Raw genomic sequence first — 15,385 nt, 5'->3', positions numbered from 1 at the left:
TCTATTGATTATAGAGCCGTGCGCTTTCTAAAATTGGCATACCTACTTTTAGAAGGAGAACCCCATGAAATCAGCATCGGCAGTGCGCACCCAGCATGCACCCGGCACCATGCCGGCGGAGCGACAGGCATTCCTGCTGCTGCGCACTGTCTTCACCGTCGCACCCATCCTCTTCGGCCTGGACAAATTCACGAACATCCTCACTGACTGGACGGTCTACTTAGCGCCCCAAGCCACCGCCGTCGTGCCTTTGGCGCCGCAGACCTTCATGTACGTTGTGGGTGTCGTGGAGATCATTGCGGGCCTCGCCGTGGCACTGCGCCCCAAGTATGGCTCGTTGCTGGTGGCCGCCTGGCTGGCAGGGATCATCGTCAACCTGCTGCTGCTGGGAAGCTTCTACGACGTGGCCCTGCGCGACTTCGGGCTCCTGGTGGCCGCCCTTGCCCTCAACCGGCTGTCAACGGGGACCCGCCGAACCGCGGTGTGACGACCCCAGCCGTCCCGCCTAACGCGGGCACTGGGCGCAAGGAATCCGCCGGCAGCTGTGCCCTCCAGCCACCGGCGGCTTTGCGCCGGCCTGGCCGCTCAAGCAGCCGGCGGAAGCAACGGCAGGAACCGGACCACATCTGCACGTGCCAGGGCAAGGGTTGCCGCGTCCGGGCAGGACAGCGATATGTACGTTGACGAACCCGCCGTGCCAAAAAGCCTTGCCAGCACGGCAGTTGACCTTCCGCCCGGGGCCGTTTGCTGGAGTGCCAGCACTTCCACGTTCTTGCCGGGGGCATCGGCAGTACCACCCCACCGCAATGTTTCCGTCTTCAGGTACGAAGGCTCGATGGTGGCATCCAGGTATTGGAAAAGCGCAACGGTTGAGTCCCGGTCCCCGCCCCGTACCAGCGGGCCCTGCCCGGTACTGACCCTGGCGGCAGCAACGCAGCCATCGGCCTTGGCGTATTGGCTGGCACCGGCCACATTTTCCTTCTCCAGCCGCCAGCCCGGCGCGCCCTTCAGCTCATCCGAGATGCCTACGGCCACCCCCGGCGCCAGGGTGTCTCCGGCGGCGAAGGGCAGGTCGCGAGCCGCAACGGCGGCGGCATCGTGTCCCGGGGTGATGGTGGGAGTGGCCAGCACTGGAGGGCCGGCAGTTGCCGCGGGTACTGAGGGGTCCGGAACGCCGACGCTGCAGCCGCCCAAGAGCACTGCGCCCAGGAAGGCGATGGCAAGTGGCGTCCCCCGGTACCGCGCCCTGCCGGGCCCTCCCGCCGTCGTCGGCATCTCGGTCTGCACTTCCGTCGCTTCCCCCTTCGGCCGGTGGTCGGCCATGCAGGGACGAGTCTAGACGCCACTCCCCCGGGAACCCGAACGGCCCGGGCATTCGTTGTTCACGGCAGGCCACCCACCAGCGCTGGCTAGACTGGGCGGGCAGTTGGCAACCCCTTCCGGGGAACCAGGACGCCGCGCACGATGAAAAGGAAGATTGCTTGACCGAGAGCAGCAGCTCCCACTACCAGATCCTTCGCGTGGCCGTCACCGCCACCGAAAAGGAAATCAAGGTGGCCTACCGGCGTGCCGCGAGGATGGCGCACCCGGACCACGGGGGCGATGCCGCAGCCTTCCGCCGCGTGACCGCTGCCTATGAGACCCTGATCGATCCGCAACGGCGCAAGGCCTACGACCGCTCCTATGGCGCCGGTACAGTCAGTAACGCTTCGTCCGACGACGGCGCGCACTTTGATGCCCCGCCGGCCGGAAGCCGGGCGTCGGCCACCGTGCGCAGGCCGGGCAACGGCAGGAACACCGCCGGGGACCCTCCGGTCTACGTTCCGCCGTACGACGGAAACGACGTTCCGCTCATCCCCCTGACCCAAGCCCGCCAGCAGGTTCACGGGATTCCGCGGAAACGGGGAATCTTTGGTGCCGAGGCCCGGATCCAGCGCGAAATGCGGACCGTGCAGCTGCTGACCCGGCAGGTACTGCCCGCCATCCCCGCTGCCCGGCTCATTAACGGCCTGCAATCGCCGGCGGACAACAGCCACATCGACCATGCAGTCCTTTCCGGCTACCGGCTGGCGCTGGTGAACTCAATGCTCCTGCCCAAGGGCGCCTACGCCTGGGACGGCCGGACCCTCAACCATGGCGGCCGCGCGGTGGCACCTCCGCAGCTTGCCAGGGTGGTGTGGGCCATGCAGGAAATCTTCCCGGAGCTCAACGTCACCGGGTGGACCGTAGTGCTCAGCTCCGGTGGAAACCTGCATGAGCCCGTCATCGACCACCACCGGCGCCCGGCCGGTGCTTTGGAGACTGTCCAGATCGTCAATGCTGCCGGTATGGTGCGGGGATTGAAGGAGTTCCTTGCCTCCGGTCCCGCCCCCAACACTGTAAACGTCCCGGTCCTGGCGCGGCTGCTGCGCGGCATGCACTGACCGCGATGGCTAGGATGGGGAGGTGTTCCGCATCCTTTTCCATGAACCAGAAATCCCCGGCAATACCGGCAACGCGATCCGGCTTGCGGCCGTTACCGGCGCAGAGCTGCACCTCGTGGAACCCCTGGGTTTCGATTTTTCGGACGCCAAACTGCGCCGGGCAGGGCTGGACTACCACGACCTCGCCGTTGTTACCGTGCACAAGACCATTGAGGACGCCTGGCAGCACCTCCAGCCTGAGCGCGTCTTCGCGTTCACCCTCTGACGGCACCACCAGCTACACGGACATTGCGTACGCTCCCGGAGACGTCCTGATGTTTGGCCGCGAATCCGTAGGGTTGCCGGCCGAGTTGAAGTCCGATTCCCATGTGACCGCCACGGTGCGGCTGCCCATGTTGCCGGCCCTGCGCTCCCTCAACCTTGCCAACGCGGCGTCCATCGCCGTCTACGAGGCCTGGCGCCAGCAGGGCTTCGCCGGGGCCAGGCTCTAGCCAGGAGTCCCTGCCCACCGGCACGCAAAATCTTCACCCCGCCATCCCATCCACGGCCACCCCTGCGCCGAATAGCTCCTGAAGGCATTTCGAGCGGAGCAGAACCTAGGAGCGGCAGGTGACACTACTGGAGGCAGGATCCAGGCAGGACCGCCGCGGCCGGCCTGGCACTGCTGAGCATCCGCCGCCCGGAGACTTATGCTTGGACGTAATGGAAACTCCCAACGCGCCGAATTCCGAGGGCTCCGCAGCGGTGACTGATCCACCGGCGGACCTCAGCCAGCGCCTCTCGCTCCTGCTGGCGGGCATCGCCCGCGGGGACCAGGCGTCCTTTGCCGAGTTCTACCAGCTGACCTCCCGGCGGGTCTTCGGCATGGCACGACGCGTCCTGATCGATCCCGAACTCAGCGAGGACACCACCCAGGAAGTCTTCCTCCAGGTCTGGCAGGGCGCCTCGAAATTTGATCCGCAGGCGGGGAGCCCGCTCTCCTGGCTGATGACCATCTCGCACCGGCGGGCAGTGGACAAGGTGCGCTCGTCCCAGTCGGCCACGGACAGGGAAGCCAGGTACGGTGCCAGCACGCAGGACATCGATCACGACACCGTTTCCGACGAAGTGGGGAGCCGGCTGGAGGCGGAGGCCGTGGTCCGCTGCCTGGGGACACTGACGGAGACACAGCAGGAATCTGTGCGCCTTGCCTACTACGGGGGCCTTACGTACCGGGAAGTCGCGGAACGGCTGAACGCAGCGGTTCCCACGATCAAGTCCCGCATCCGCGACGGACTGATCCGCTTGAAGACCTGCTTGGGGGTGAGTTGAGATGAGCGAAATGGATGAAGGCCGCAATGGCCGGTCAGGTTCCTTCGGCGACACTGTGGCGATGGATCTTGCCTCCGGCCGCGCCGTGGACCTCGCCGAGCTCTATGCACTTGACGCCGTCACGGAGCAGGAACGCGACGCCATCGACCGCTACATCTCCACGGCGCCGGAGCCGGAACGGCTGGCCTTCCTTGCGCGCGTCCGGCAGTCCCGGGAGGCGCTGGCCCGTACGTTCCGGGCAGAGGAGGAACCGCCGTCGGACCTCTTTGACCGGATCGTTGCCCAGCTTCCCGCACAATTCCCCAGCCGGAATGCAGTGAGCGGCGGCGACGCACCGGCATCAGCCGTAAGCACGCCACCGGTTCCTTCCGAGGGCACGCATGACGGACGTGGGGAAGTCGATGAGCTGGCGCAGGCCCGCAGGCGCCGGCAGGAACGGCGCGGCCCGTCCGGCACGCGGCGGTGGCTGGTGGGCGTCGCAGCGGCAGCGGCCATCGCACTGGGCGGCGTGGGCGTGGGTGCCTACATGGCTGACCAGAACGACCCCGTCAACCAGGTTGCCAGGGCCGGTGACCTGCGCGAAGCTTCGGTGAACGTCGCCGGCGGCGGCAAGGCAACGCTCCTGATTTCAGCATCCGAGGACGCAGCCGTGGTGAAGATGAGCGGCGTGCCTGCTCCCCCTGCGGGCAAGGTTTACCAGATGTGGCTGATTCCCAAGGACGGTTCGGCGCCGGTATCGCAGGGGCTGATGGACGAGCAAGCCCTCTCCAAGCCCGCCGTGGTCCAGGGCATCCACTCGGCCGCGTCGCTGGGCATCACTGTTGAGCCGGCAGGAGGCTCCAAGGCCCCCACGCTGCCCACAGTGGCGGCGGCTCCGCTGGGCGCTTAGCACCTTCATCAACGCCAAGTGCCCCGTTCCTTTTCATCAAAGGAACGGGGCACTTTTGCGTGGCTCAGAAGCCGGCGATGGTGCCGGGTCCGTTGACAGCCACCACATGGAAGGCCTCGGCACTGCGCCCTTCCGGCATGCCTGCCCTGGCGGCGTTGAGCTGCATCCCTCGGCGGACGGTGGCTTCCATGGCCGCCACGTCAGGGTGCTGGCTGACGTGGACATGGATGGCGGACAGCTTGGCGTCCACGTGGCCCGTGACGTCGACGAAGTGGTTTTCCCGTTCCTCCGGCCCCGCGTACAGCCAGAGCCAGGGCAGCTTGTAGGCCTCCAGCCCGGCTTCGGCCAGTTCCGGATAGGCGAACGGGTTCTCGAGTGCCGGATACACTGCCCGGGTCACCGCCTCCCCCACTGCCAGGTGGTCAGGGTGGCTCTTTTGGATCCGCTGCCAGTTCCGTTCCGGGTGCATGGCAAGGACGACGTCGGGACGCAGCTTGCGGATCAGCCGCACCACCTCCTTCATCACCTCGTGCGACGGCTCGAGGTACCCGTCCCGCTGGTGGAGGTAATGGATATCGCTGACACCCACCATCTCCGCAGCCCGGCGCTGTTCGGCGTCGCGCATGGCGATGATGTCCGCACGGTGCGCGGGATCGAAGCCGCCCGCGTCGCCGTCGGTCATGATGCAGTAGCTGACCTGCACGCCGGCCGCCGTCCAGGCTGCGACGGTTCCGGCAGCGCCAAAGTCGATGTCGTCAGGATGGGCCGCAAAACAGAGCACCCGCCCAACCCGGTGGATGTCCGGGTTGAACGGGCTCCCTGCCTGCCCAAGGGAGGCAGTCAAAGAATCAGCCCTTGCGCTTCTTGATTTCGGCGGCGGCCTGCGGCAGGACATCGAAGACGTCGCCGATGATACCGAAGTCCGCGATCTCGAAGACCGGGGATTCAGCATCCTTGTTAACCGCGACGATGACCTTGGATGTCTGCATGCCGGCCTTCTGCTGGATGGCGCCGGAGATGCCCGCAGAGATGTACAACTGCGGCGAAACGGTCTTGCCGGTCTGCCCCACCTGGGCATCGTGGCTGATCCAGCCCGCGTCCGTGGCGGCACGGGAGGCGCCGACGGCTGCGCCGAGGGCATCTGCCAGTTCTTCGACGGGGCCGAAGTCGCCGTCCATGCCGCGCCCGCCAGCCACCACAATCCGCGCATCGGTGAGGTCGGGGCGGCCGCTGGCCACCTTCTGCTCCCGCGCGGTGATGCGGGCCGCCGCGGCCACCGCGGGAACCTCCACGGTGCCGGTCTCAGGGCTGGTGGCGGCCGGGGCAGGGTCCGGGGTGACGTTGTTCGCCTTGAGGGTCAGCACGGACACCGGGGTGGTGGCTTTGCAGGCAGTGTTGTAGGAACCGGCCAGCACCGCTTTGTGGGCCGTGCCGTCCGGGTCCACGGCGACAACGTCGGTGATGACGCCGGCGTTCAGCCTGATGCCCAGCCGCGCAGCAATCTCCTTGCCTTCCGGCGAGTTGTCCAGCAGGACGATGTTGGCGCCTGTGGTCTCGGCAGCGGCGGCCACATAGGCGGCCTTGGGTGCCACCAGGAAGTCATCCAGGTCCTGGGCCGACGGGCGCAGGATGCTGCCCACGCCGTACTCGGCAAAGGTGGCAGCGACGCCGTCCGAAAGCTCGCCGTTGAGCGCGACGGTGCTCTCGCCGAGGGAACGGGCCAGGGTCAGCAGTTCGAGGCTGCTCTTCTTGAGTGACGCGCCGGGGTTGTCGATGAATACGAGTACTTTTGCCATGTCGATGTCCCTCTTAGAGCAGCTTCTGGGCGGCCAGGAAATCAACCAGCTTGATGCCGGCGTCGCCCTCGTCGGTGATGATGGTGCCTGCGGTCCTGGGCGGCCGCTGCTCCGCGCTGGTCACGGTGGTCCAGGAACCGGCGAAGCCCACCTGGGCGGGGTCAACGCCGATGTCGGCCAGGGACAGCGTGGTGATGCTCTTGCGCTTGGCGGCAATGATGCCCTTGAAATTGGGGTACCGGGGCTCGTTGATCTGGTCCGTGACGGACACGACGGCGGGCAGCGGTGCCTCCACCGTTTCAGAGGAGGTGTCGGCGTCGCGGCGGGCCGTCAGCCGGCCGCCGTCCACCTCAAGCGTGGAAGCGAAGGTGACCTGCGGGAGCCCGAGCCGCTCGGCCAGCTGCGCCGGAACCAGCGAGGTCTCGCCGTCGGTGGAGGCCATGCCGGTGATGACCAGGTCCACGCTGCCCAGGTGGCGTACGGCTGCGGCGAGCGCAAGCGAGGTGGCGGCGGCGTCGGAGCCGGCCAGGGCGTCGTCGGTAAGGTGCACGCCCTCCGTGGCGCCCATCTGCAGCGACTTCTTCACCGCGTTCACTGCCCGGGCCGGGCCCATGCTGAGGGCGATGACCTGGTTGCCGGCTTTGCTTCCGCCGCGCGCCTCCGCCAGCTGCAGCGCTGCTTCGAGGGCGTATTCGTCAAGCTCGGACAGAATGCTTTCGTCGCGGTCCGCGGTGTTGCCCTCCCCGTTGAGGTGGCGGTCGAACTGGGCGTCCGGTACATGTTTGACCAGGACTACGATCTTCAATGTCTCTTCCACTGTGTTTACAGCAGCCTTCCATGCTTGTGGACAGCCAGCCGGGTAGGCATGGCCGCGGAATGCCCGGCAGGCGGGTAGCTCCTAGCTAACCATATCGGCGCGTCCCGGCGCCCTCTTCCGTTAACGCCTGTTTCAGCCCCGTTCCCGGGGCAGCAGCGCTTCCCCGGCGCAGCACGACGACGGCGGCGCCCCCACGGGTGGGGACGCCGCCGTCGTCAATTAATTGGCGCTGCGGCCGTCTGGGTTAGCTGGCAGCCGCACCCAGCGTGACGTCGAACGTCTGCTCGCTGCCGCCGCGCTGGACAGTGATCTTGACCTTGGATCCTGCCGGCTGCTCGCGGACGGCCGCGGTCAACTGGTTGGGTTCGCCGATGGTGAGGTCGTTGAACTTGGTGATGACGTCGCCCACCTTGATGCCCGCCTTTCCTGCTGCGGAACTGGCATCAACGGTGGCTACGTCGGCTCCGACGGAGAATTCTGAGGCTCCGCCCGACGTGGTCTTGGCCTTGACACTCACGCCAAGCTGGCCGTGGGAGGCCTTGCCGTTGTCAATGATTTCCTGGGCCACCCGCTTGGCGTTGTTGATGGGGATACTAAACCCCACGCCGATGTTGCCGCTCTGGGACGTGGAGGTGCCGGACCCGGCGGAGGCGATGGCCACGTTCACGCCGATGATTTCGCCCCTGCTGTTCACCAGGGCGCCGCCTGAGTTGCCGGGGTTGATGGCTGCATCAGTCTGGATCACATTGATGGCGATTGAGCCCTCATTGGAGTTCTGCTGGCTCTGCCCGCCGCCCGGAGGGGCGAACTGGAAGCCCTGGTCGCCGCCCTGGCTGTTATCCCCGCCCTTGGGCGCAGCCGAGGATGCCACGCTGATGGTCCGGTTGAGGGTGGACACGATGCCGTCCGTGACGGTCCCGGTCAGGCCCAGCGGGGAACCGATGGCGATGGCAGTGTCCCCCACGTTCAGCCTGGACGAGTCACCGAGGGTTGCCGGGGTCAAACCGGAGGTGTCGTCCACCTTGATGACGGCGAGGTCGGACAAGGGATCGGTGCCCACCAGCTTCGCCGGCAGGACCTTTCCGTCGCTGGTGCGGATTTCAAGGGTGGCGTTGGCGGTCTGGCCATCCAGGGTCACCACGTGCGTGTTGGTCAGGATGTGCCCTTGGTCGTCCAGGACGATCCCCGAACCGGTGCCACCGGAACTGCCGCTAGTGGCGCTGATGGTGACAACGCTGGGCGAGGCCTTCACTGCCGCTGCGGTGATGGCGTTGACGTCGTCCTTGTTGTTGACGATCACCGTGCCGGGCTGGCTATTGCTGCCAATGCTCGAGGTGCTGGCGCTGTTGTTTCCGGCGAGCTCCCCCGCACCGACCGTAGCGACTCCGCCGCCCACCAGGCCTGCGGCAAGGATGCTGGCCACAAGGGTGCCGACGCCGAAGGAGGCCTTCCGGCGCGGGGCGTCCTTGGGATTGGGGGCCAGGCCCACGCTCCCGTTAGGCATGCCATGCCCCGGCCCGTCCATGGGCCGGCCGTTCTGGTTCTGCTGCTGGCCGTAATATCCGGGCTGGCCGTCCTGGCGCTGCTGCTGTCCGTACTGTGCGGACTGCCCGTAGAACGGCTGGCGCTGCGGGTATACCGGACGTGGCGCCCCCGGCAACTCTTGGGTGTGATGGTGACCTGACTGCGGCCGGTCAATCCGCTCCGTAGTGTTTTCGGGGGCATGATTCTGCGGAGCTGGGTTGTTTTGAGTGCTCCCGCCTGCGTTCCCATACTGAGTGTCCGCCGGGCGGTCTCCGGGTTGCTGCGGGCCCTGCTGCTGCCAAGCGCTCCGGCTGTCAGCGCGGTTGTCCTCCGGGACCGGTCCTGGGGTTTGATTCTCAGTCATGGGACTTCCTTTCATCCTCGTCTGCCATTAACTATGAACCGTCCCGCTGGAACAAGCTCGGATGTTTGCTGAGAGCTTCCTGAACGCTTGGAGGAAGGCCATCCTCCCCGCGAGGCGTTTTCGCTGGAGGCATATTCGGCCGCATGGACTGGCTGTGGGGTGCACCATAGAATCAAGATGAATTGCCACAGCGACCTGCGGCTTCACACCAAGCGTGGGGGCGCTGTTGGATTCGACGACTGATTCGTCCCGAATCGGTGTCAGGCGTGCTGAAGGGTTGCACATGCGGTCAAAGTTCAAACGTATCCTCGCCGTGATCGGCCTTGCCGGGCTGCTGGCGGTACCCGCCGGCGCCGCATGGGCTGAAGACCCGGTGACCATTCCTTCCGGGACCAACATCGTTGACAACGCCAACGTGCTGGGCAGCCGCAAGGGTGAGGTCCAGGATGCCATCCAGAAGCTGTTGAAGGACCACAAGTACAACCTGTACGTGGTCACGGTGAAGTCGTTCGACAACCCCTCTGACCCCACGGCCTGGAGCCAGGCTGTGGCAAAGGCAAAGGGCATGGGCAAGGCGGACGTCATCCTTGCCATTGCCACCGATCAGGGCAAGTACTATTTCTCCCCCAATTCGGCGAGCGCCATCTACTCCAAGCGTTCCAACATCACCCAGAATGCGGTGGTGGCCAACCTCGCCGGCGGCAAGCGCGACTTCGCCCAGGCCGCCATTGACACCGCCTCGGCCGTCGGAGATGCGGCCGGCGGGGGCAGCGGCAACGTCTCATCCGGTGACGGAGCCGGTGCCGGCCTGCTCGTGGGTGCAGGCGTCGTGGCCGTCGGAGGCGGCGCCTACCTGTACTACCGCAACCGCCGGAAGAAGGCTGCCGGCCAGGCGGCGTCCAGCGGAAGCTACGGTCCCCAGGGTGCCGAGCTGGACCCGCTGGCGTCGCTTAGCGTGGAGGAACTCCGCCGGAAGAGCGGTTCACTGTTGATCGAGGCGGATGACGCCATCAAGTCCAGTGAGCAGGAACTCGGCTTCGCCCAGGCACAGTACGGGGATTCTGCCGTCGGCAACTTCACCAAGGCCCTCGCGGAAGCGAAGGCCCACATGACGGAGTCCTTCAAACTGCAGCAGCAGCTTGATGACCACATCCCCGATACCGAGGAACAGCAACGCACGTGGCTGGGCGAGATCATCCGCCGCTCCGAGGCCGCCCTCGAATCCCTCCAGGAGCAGAAGGCGGACTTCGATTCGCTGCGTGAGCTGGAGAAGAACGCTCCGCAGGCCCTTGCGGCCGTCAACGCCGGCGCCCGCGAGGCGGACACCAAGATCGCCAGCGCAGAGCAGTCCCTGGCGGCCATGCGGTCCAAGTACGCGGACAGCGCGCTTGTGCAGGTTTCGGACAACATCGTGCAGGCCAAGGAACGCCTGGCCTTCGTGCAGAATGCCACCGAAACAGCCCAGCAGAAGCTCGGCGAGGGCGAGGGCAGCATGGCCGCAGTCGCCGTCCGGGCCGCAGAGGAAAGCCTGCACCAGACCAACGTCCTGCTGGACGCCATTTCCAAGGTCGCCGCCAACCTGGACGAGGCCCGCAACGGCCTCGAGACCGCGGTGGTGGACACTTCCCAGGACCTGGCCCAGGCGAAGGCCATGATCCAGTCCGGCGCCCACGCGGAGCTGGCGGGCCCTGTAGCCGCGGTGGAGGCCGCGCTGGCCCAGGTGAAGACCGAAATCCAGGGCGGAAAGATCGACCCCATCGCCACCCTTCAGCGGGTGGAGACCGCCCACCAGTCGCTGGACCAGGCCCTGACCGGCATCCGCGACCAGCAGGAGCAGGCAAGGCGCGCACAGGCATCCCTGCAGCAGACCATCATGTCGGCCCAGGCCCAGATCAGTGCCACGTCCGACTACATCACCGCCCGGCGCGGCGGTGTAGGGACCGAGGCACGTACCCGGCTCGCAGAGTCACAGCGGAACCTCGACTATGCGCTGTCCATCGCCCGCACCGATCCGGTCACCGCGCTCACCTACGCGCAGCAGGCGCATGCCCTTGCGGCACAGGCGGCGCAGCTGGCCCAGGCCGACGTCGACCATTTTGACGGTTACGCCAACCAGGGCTACGGCCGTGGCGGCATGTTCGGCGGCGGAGGCGGCGGCGGACTGGGCGGCGCCATCCTGGGCGGCATCCTGATCAACTCCATCCTCAACGGGGGCCATGGAGGCTGGGGCGGCGGCGGTGGCTGGGGCGGAGACGGCGGCGGCGGCTTCGGCGGCGACGGCGGCGGCTTCGGTGGCGGGGACTTTGGCGGCGGCGATTTCGGCGGCGGAGACTCCGGCAGTTTCTAAAAACTTCCGCCGGACACGCCGGACGATCCCGGCAGGCGGACAGACGCAGTACACCACTGTGCACCGGTTCCAGTGGTCAACACAGAGCAGGACGAAAGGCAAACACCATGGTTAAGCAGTCCATTTTCGGCCGGATCGCGCAGCTGGCAAAGGCGAACATCAACTCGTTGCTGGACAACGCCGAGGACCCGCAGAAGATGCTGGACCAGATGGTCCGCGATTACACCAACAACATCGCCGAAGCCGAGTCGGCCGTGGCACAGACCATCGGCAACCTCCGCATGCTGGAAGACGACTACAACGAAGACGTCAAGAACGCCCGCGACTGGGGGAACAAGGCGCTTGCCGCCTCCCGCAAGGCTGACGAGTTCCGCGCTGCCGGTGACGTAACGGACGCCGAAAAGTTCGACAACCTGGCAAAGGTGGCCCTGCAGCGCCAGATGGCTGCGGAGAATGAAGCCAAGGGTGCAGAGCCGAGCATCGCCTCACAGCGGGAGGTGGTGGACAAGCTGAAAACCGGCCTGGACCAGATGAAGAACAAGCTCAACCAGCTGACCAGCAAGCGAAACGAACTGGTAGCCAGGTCCAAGACGGCAGCGGCGCAGTCCCAGGTCCACGACGCGATCAAGAGCATTGACATCATGGACCCCACCAGCGAAGTGGGCCGCTTCGAGGAGAAGATCCGCCGCGAAGAGGCCAAGGTCCGCGGCCAGGAGGAACTGGCCGCATCCAGCCTGGACGCGCAGTTCAACCAGCTGGAGGATCTGGGCGAGCAGACCGAAATTGATGCCCGCCTGGCGGCCCTCAAGGCCGGAAACTCCAAGCCTGCCCTGGGTGCAGCGAGCCCCGCCTCGTCAGAATCAACGCTGGACGAGGCAGACTTCGACAAGCTGTAAACCTGGGCGTCACGCCTTCAGCGAATACACGGCGATGGCCGGGACCGCAGTCCCGGCCATCGCCGTGTCATCGGTGTGTAGCGTGGTGCCATGACTTCTTCCGAAGGAACGTCCCTGGTCTGGCTGCGTGACGATTTGCGCCTGGACGATAACCCGGCCCTCGCCGAGGCGGCGGGACGGGGCATGCCGCTCACGGTGGTCTACATCCTGGACGAGGAGTCCGACGGTGTACGCCCCCTTGGTGGGGCGGCCCGCTGGTGGCTGCACCACTCCCTGGCTGCACTGTCCGAGGACCTCGAAGGCAAGGGATCACGCCTGGTGCTTCGCCGGGGTCCGGCGGGAGAGGCCATCAGGAAGCTTGCCACCCAGACGAAAGCCACCCATGTCTTCTGGAACCGCCGTTACGCGCAGCCGGAGCAGACCATCGACGCCGACCTCAAGGACTGGGCCGGCGCCAATGGCATCCAGGCCGCCAGCTTCCAGGCAAACCTGCTGTTCGAGCCCTGGACCATCCGCACCGGCTCCGGTGGGCCCTACAAGGTCTACTCCCCCTTCTGGCGCGCCTGCCTCGCGTCACAGGAAATCCGCGACCCGCTCGAGGCACCGGATTCGCTGCCCGCTCCCGCCCCAGCCGGCCCCGGGCTGCCTGGCAGTGACACTCTGGCCAGCTGGAAGCTGCTGCCCACCTCTCCCGACTGGAGCGGGGGCCTGGCTGCCACCTGGCGGCCAGGCGAGAATGGCGCACAGCAGCGCCTGCAGGACTTCCTGGACGGGCCCATCGAGGAGTACGGAACCGGCAGGAACCTGCCCGGGACGGAAGGCACCAGCCGGCTGTCGCCGCACCTGCGTTTCGGGGAGGTCAGCCCCTTCCGCGTGTGGCGGGAAATCCGGCGCCGGCATCCGCGCCAAGTCCCTTCCGACGTCGGCACCTACCGGGCCGAGCTGGGGTGGCGGGAATTCAACTGGCATCTGCTGTACCACAACCCGGACCTGGCCACCCGCAACTTCCGGCCGGCGTTCGACAACTTCCAGTGGGCTTCCACCAGCCGGCAGGAGCTGGCTGCGTGGCAGCAGGGAACCACCGGGTACCCCTTGGTGGATGCCGGGATGCGGCAGCTGTGGCAGACAGGCTGGATGCACAACAGGGTGCGGATGGCGGCCGCGTCCTTCCTGGTCAAGAACCTCCTGACCGACTGGCGGGTCGGGGAGCGCTGGTTCTGGGACACGCTGGTGGATGCCGACGCCGCCAACAACCCCGCCAACTGGCAGTGGGTGGCCGGGTCCGGGGCGGACGCCTCGCCCTACTACCGGATCTTCAACCCCGTCACCCAAAGCAAAAAGTTCGACGCCGACGGCAGTTACCTGCGGACCTTCATTCCCGAGCTCCGGGGCCTCAAGGGCAAGGCCATCCACGAACCGTGGGCGGCTGATGCGGAGGGCTATCCCGAACCACTCGTCGATCTAGCCGGGTCGCGGGAACGGGCCCTCGATGCGTACCAGAAGATCAAGAGCACCTGACGGGGTCCTCGCGGAGGTACAGCCTTAGCGGCTGACCTTGCCCATGAGCGAGGCGATGGGCCGCAGGAAGATGGGGCGGGCCAGGAACCAGGCGGCCACCATCACGGCGACGGAGGCGAGGAATACCCAGAAACCGAACCAGCTGTCGCCGTCGCGGACACCGTACATGTGGTTCAGGTTCCGCAGGGCACCGGTGGTGAGGACCAGGAAGACGTGGACCACGATGAAGGCCACGAAGTAGATCATTACGGGGAAGTGGACGGCGCGGGCCCATTCGATCGGGAACGCCTTGTTGAGGCCCGCCGCCTTCTTTGGCCAGGCACCGGACATTCGCAGGCCTGTGATGAACGCCAGCGGCGCCGCGATGAAGACAGTCACGAAGTACGCAAGGAGCTGCAGCGCGTTGTAGTTGATCCACCCGTCCTCCGTAGGCCAGTCCAGCGACGCATACTGCAGGGCGGCTGAGACGGCGTTCGGGAAGATGTCCCAGCTGGTGGGGACGATGCGCATCCACTGCCCGGTAGCGAACAGCAGGACGGCGAAGATGACGCCGTTCAGGATCCAGAGGGCATCCAGTGTCAGGTGGAACCAGAGCTCAAGGCTGATCTTGGTGGGCGCGTTCCTGGTGCGGATCAATCCTTTGTTGTTCCTGGTCCAGTGCCCGCTGGGCCGCGTGGTGGTCCGCACCTGCCACCCGGTGCGGATGATGAGGAGCAGGAAGAAAGCGTTGAGGAAGTGCTGCCACGCCAGCCATGCGGGGAATCCCACCGGGGCGTTGTCCGGCAGCTCCGACTGGCCCGGATAAGCGGCAACGAAGGAGGCCACCGCTGGAAGCCCCATGAGCAGCTTGGCGATCAGCACCACCAGGACCATGGCCACGAGGACGGCGGGAACCATCCAGTAAAGCCGGGACCGCTTACCCGTCGCGGCGCCGGGCTTCTTCGTGGGTGTGGCCATCGAACTACATACCTCTCAGGAATGACTGGGGTCTGCCCGCAGATGGCGGGACCCTTCGAAAGAGAATACTAGGAACCAAGCGCATCCAAGGAAAAGGAAAACCCCGACCGGCGTAACTGCCGGACGGGGCCTTCATAAGTTGCGGGGACAGGATTTGAACCTGTGACCTCTGGGTTATGAGCCCAGCGAGCTACCGAACTGCTCCACCCCGCGTCGCTTGATTAACACTACCCTACTTTTGCCGCCGCCCGGACCAGTCGCGCTGGCGTCACTTTCCGAACGTCCGACGGCGGTGCTGCCGCTGGCAACGGGGAAAGCAAAAGGCCCGGACACTGTTTCCAGTGTCCGGGCCTTTCCTCAGTTGCGGGGACAGGATTTGAACCTGTGACCTCTGGGTTATGAGCCCAGCGAGCTACCGAACTGCTCCACCCCGCGTCGCAAGAACTACTTTACCGGGAGGTGAACCGCAGGCCAAATCGGAACGGGGTGACGTCCGTTACGCCAGCCCGGCACCCGCTCCCCCAAAGGGCTCGGATGCCGGGC

The 15,385-nt window shown here is 66.2% G+C and carries 13 protein-coding genes, 2 tRNA genes and 1 pseudogene; 8 read left to right on the top strand and 8 right to left on the bottom strand.

Translation table 11 applies throughout. The features are described from left to right. Nucleotides 1-64 precede the first annotated feature (64 nt). Nucleotides 65-487, top strand: coding sequence for a hypothetical protein (locus QF031_RS06340; protein WP_307425548.1), 423 nt, complete (start codon nucleotides 65-67; stop codon nucleotides 485-487). Between the two features lie 98 nt (nucleotides 488-585). Here the strand turns inward: QF031_RS06340 and QF031_RS06335 are convergent, their stop codons facing one another. After that, complete coding sequence (locus QF031_RS06335) at nucleotides 586-1,323, bottom strand: hypothetical protein (protein ID WP_307425545.1); 738 nt, start codon at nucleotides 1,321-1,323, stop codon at nucleotides 586-588. Between the two features lie 158 nt (nucleotides 1,324-1,481). Here QF031_RS06335 and QF031_RS06330 point away from each other — a divergent pair, with 158 nt between their 5' ends. The 4 genes and pseudogenes from QF031_RS06330 (at nucleotide 1,482) to QF031_RS06315 (ending at nucleotide 4,623) form a co-directional block, all read left to right on the top strand. After that, entirely contained in the window at nucleotides 1,482-2,423 is a 942-nt protein-coding gene (locus QF031_RS06330; RefSeq protein WP_307425542.1) for a J domain-containing protein, read from the top strand. Between the two features lie 22 nt (nucleotides 2,424-2,445). Continuing rightward, nucleotides 2,446-2,914: pseudogene (locus QF031_RS06325) on the top strand (tRNA (cytidine(34)-2'-O)-methyltransferase). Nucleotides 2,915-3,125: 211 nt separating this feature from the next. Next, entirely contained in the window at nucleotides 3,126-3,734 is a 609-nt protein-coding gene (gene sigK / locus QF031_RS06320) for an ECF RNA polymerase sigma factor SigK (protein ID WP_307425539.1), read from the top strand. Nucleotides 3,735-3,744: 10 nt separating this feature from the next. Further along, nucleotides 3,745-4,623, top strand: a complete 879-nt coding sequence (locus QF031_RS06315) for an anti-sigma factor (protein WP_307433181.1) — start codon at nucleotides 3,745-3,747, stop codon at nucleotides 4,621-4,623. A gap of 64 nt (nucleotides 4,624-4,687) precedes the next feature. Here the strand turns inward: QF031_RS06315 and QF031_RS06310 are convergent, their stop codons facing one another. The 4 genes from QF031_RS06310 to QF031_RS06295 all read right to left on the bottom strand — a co-directional run bounded on the left by QF031_RS06310 (nucleotide 4,688) and on the right by QF031_RS06295 (nucleotide 9,124). Beyond that, nucleotides 4,688-5,467 carry a PIG-L deacetylase family protein gene (locus QF031_RS06310; protein ID WP_307425537.1) on the bottom strand — a complete coding sequence of 260 codons (780 nt, stop codon included), beginning with the start codon at nucleotides 5,465-5,467 and terminating at the stop codon, nucleotides 4,688-4,690. Nucleotides 5,468-5,471: 4 nt separating this feature from the next. Beyond that, the gene (locus QF031_RS06305; protein ID WP_307425534.1) at nucleotides 5,472-6,419 is read right to left on the bottom strand and encodes an electron transfer flavoprotein subunit alpha/FixB family protein; all 948 of its coding nucleotides are present in this window, start codon (nucleotides 6,417-6,419) and stop codon (nucleotides 5,472-5,474) included. A 13-nt stretch (nucleotides 6,420-6,432) separates the two neighbouring features. Continuing rightward, the gene (locus tag QF031_RS06300) at nucleotides 6,433-7,224 is read right to left on the bottom strand and encodes an electron transfer flavoprotein subunit beta/FixA family protein (protein WP_307425531.1); all 792 of its coding nucleotides are present in this window, start codon (nucleotides 7,222-7,224) and stop codon (nucleotides 6,433-6,435) included. Between the two features lie 256 nt (nucleotides 7,225-7,480). Continuing rightward, a complete protein-coding gene (locus tag QF031_RS06295; RefSeq protein ID WP_307425528.1) occupies nucleotides 7,481-9,124 on the bottom strand; it encodes a trypsin-like peptidase domain-containing protein in 1,644 nt (547 codons plus the stop codon). 283 nt (nucleotides 9,125-9,407) lie between these two features. On the opposite strand from QF031_RS06295, the gene QF031_RS06290 reads away from it, so the two are divergent. The 3 genes from QF031_RS06290 to QF031_RS06280 all read left to right on the top strand — a co-directional run bounded on the left by QF031_RS06290 (nucleotide 9,408) and on the right by QF031_RS06280 (nucleotide 13,885). Beyond that, on the top strand, nucleotides 9,408-11,471 hold the full coding sequence (locus tag QF031_RS06290; RefSeq protein ID WP_307425524.1) for a TPM domain-containing protein: 2,064 nt from the start codon (nucleotides 9,408-9,410) through the stop codon (nucleotides 11,469-11,471). A gap of 107 nt (nucleotides 11,472-11,578) precedes the next feature. After that, nucleotides 11,579-12,367, top strand: coding sequence for a PspA/IM30 family protein (locus QF031_RS06285; RefSeq protein WP_307425521.1), 789 nt, complete (start codon nucleotides 11,579-11,581; stop codon nucleotides 12,365-12,367). A 90-nt stretch (nucleotides 12,368-12,457) separates the two neighbouring features. Continuing rightward, on the top strand, nucleotides 12,458-13,885 hold the full coding sequence (locus tag QF031_RS06280; protein WP_307425519.1) for a cryptochrome/photolyase family protein: 1,428 nt from the start codon (nucleotides 12,458-12,460) through the stop codon (nucleotides 13,883-13,885). Between the two features lie 24 nt (nucleotides 13,886-13,909). On the opposite strand, the gene QF031_RS06275 is transcribed toward QF031_RS06280, so the two are convergent. From QF031_RS06275 to QF031_RS06265, 3 genes are all read right to left on the bottom strand, one after another. Further along, nucleotides 13,910-14,842 (bottom strand): cytochrome b/b6 domain-containing protein, encoded by a 933-nt coding sequence (locus QF031_RS06275; protein WP_307425516.1) that lies wholly within the window; start codon nucleotides 14,840-14,842, stop codon nucleotides 13,910-13,912. A gap of 139 nt (nucleotides 14,843-14,981) precedes the next feature. After that, nucleotides 14,982-15,055, bottom strand: a tRNA-Met gene (locus QF031_RS06270). 148 nt (nucleotides 15,056-15,203) lie between these two features. Continuing rightward, nucleotides 15,204-15,277 (bottom strand) — tRNA-Met (locus QF031_RS06265). Nucleotides 15,278-15,385: the final 108 nt, after the last annotated feature.

The sequence above is a fragment of the Pseudarthrobacter defluvii genome (genome assembly GCF_030816725.1).
Lineage (GTDB): Bacteria > Actinomycetota > Actinomycetes > Actinomycetales > Micrococcaceae > Arthrobacter > Arthrobacter defluvii_A.
The sequence above is the reverse complement of the archived record's forward strand: the minus strand, read 5'-3'. Positions and strand labels throughout refer to the sequence as shown.

Coding starts and splice junctions, on each gene's coding strand:
- QF031_RS06340 (WP_307425548.1), top strand. CDS start 65: ATGAAATCAGCATCGGCAGTGCGCACCCAGCATGCACCCGGCACCATG.
- QF031_RS06335 (WP_307425545.1), bottom strand. CDS start 1,323: ATGGCCGACCACCGGCCGAAGGGGGAAGCGACGGAAGTGCAGACCGAG.
- sigK (WP_307425539.1), top strand. CDS start 3,126: ATGGAAACTCCCAACGCGCCGAATTCCGAGGGCTCCGCAGCGGTGACT.
- QF031_RS06315 (WP_307433181.1), top strand. CDS start 3,745: ATGGATGAAGGCCGCAATGGCCGGTCAGGTTCCTTCGGCGACACTGTG.
- QF031_RS06305 (WP_307425534.1), bottom strand. CDS start 6,419: ATGGCAAAAGTACTCGTATTCATCGACAACCCCGGCGCGTCACTCAAG.
- QF031_RS06295 (WP_307425528.1), bottom strand. CDS start 9,124: ATGACTGAGAATCAAACCCCAGGACCGGTCCCGGAGGACAACCGCGCT.
- QF031_RS06290 (WP_307425524.1), top strand. CDS start 9,408: ATGCGGTCAAAGTTCAAACGTATCCTCGCCGTGATCGGCCTTGCCGGG.
- QF031_RS06285 (WP_307425521.1), top strand. CDS start 11,579: ATGGTTAAGCAGTCCATTTTCGGCCGGATCGCGCAGCTGGCAAAGGCG.
- QF031_RS06280 (WP_307425519.1), top strand. CDS start 12,458: ATGACTTCTTCCGAAGGAACGTCCCTGGTCTGGCTGCGTGACGATTTG.
- QF031_RS06275 (WP_307425516.1), bottom strand. CDS start 14,842: ATGGCCACACCCACGAAGAAGCCCGGCGCCGCGACGGGTAAGCGGTCC.